This window comes from Roseofilum capinflatum BLCC-M114 (assembly GCF_030068505.1).
Taxonomy (GTDB): Bacteria; Cyanobacteriota; Cyanobacteriia; order Cyanobacteriales; family Desertifilaceae; genus Roseofilum; species Roseofilum capinflatum.
The window spans coordinates 1-425 of record NZ_JAQOSO010000043.1 but is presented as its reverse complement, the minus strand read 5'-3'; the positions used below and the strand labels follow the sequence as shown (position 1 = coordinate 425).

Here is a 425-nt window from a genome sequence, read left to right as displayed (position 1 = left end):
TGGTTTGACCCACACCAGACATGGTTAGCCCTACTCCCGAAGTGGTTAAGCCCATTCCCGAAGTGGTTAAACCTGCACCGGACATGGTTTGACCCACACCAGACATGGTTAAGCCTACACCGGAAGTGGTTAAGCCCATTCCCGAAGTGGTTAGCCCTACTCCCGAAGTGGTTAAGCCTACTCCCGAAGTGGTTAAGCCCATTCCCGAAGTGGTTAAACCTACGCCTGACATGGTTTCTGCTGCACCAGACATGGTTAAGCCCATTCCCGAAGTGGTTAGCCCTGCTCCCGAAGTGGTTAAGCCTGCTCCGGACATGGTTAGCCCTACTCCCGAAGTGGTTAAACCTACTCCCGAAGTGGTTAAGCCCATTCCCGAAGTGGTTAAACCTACGCCTGACATGGTTTCTGCTGCACCAGACATGGTT

At 52.9% G+C, this 425-nt stretch carries 1 pseudogene; it reads right to left on the bottom strand.

Going from position 1 to position 425, the window contains the following annotated elements:
- Nucleotides 1–316: pseudogene (locus PMG25_RS08555) on the bottom strand (DUF4912 domain-containing protein); the annotation flags it as partial.
- Nucleotides 317–425 lie beyond the last annotated feature (109 nt).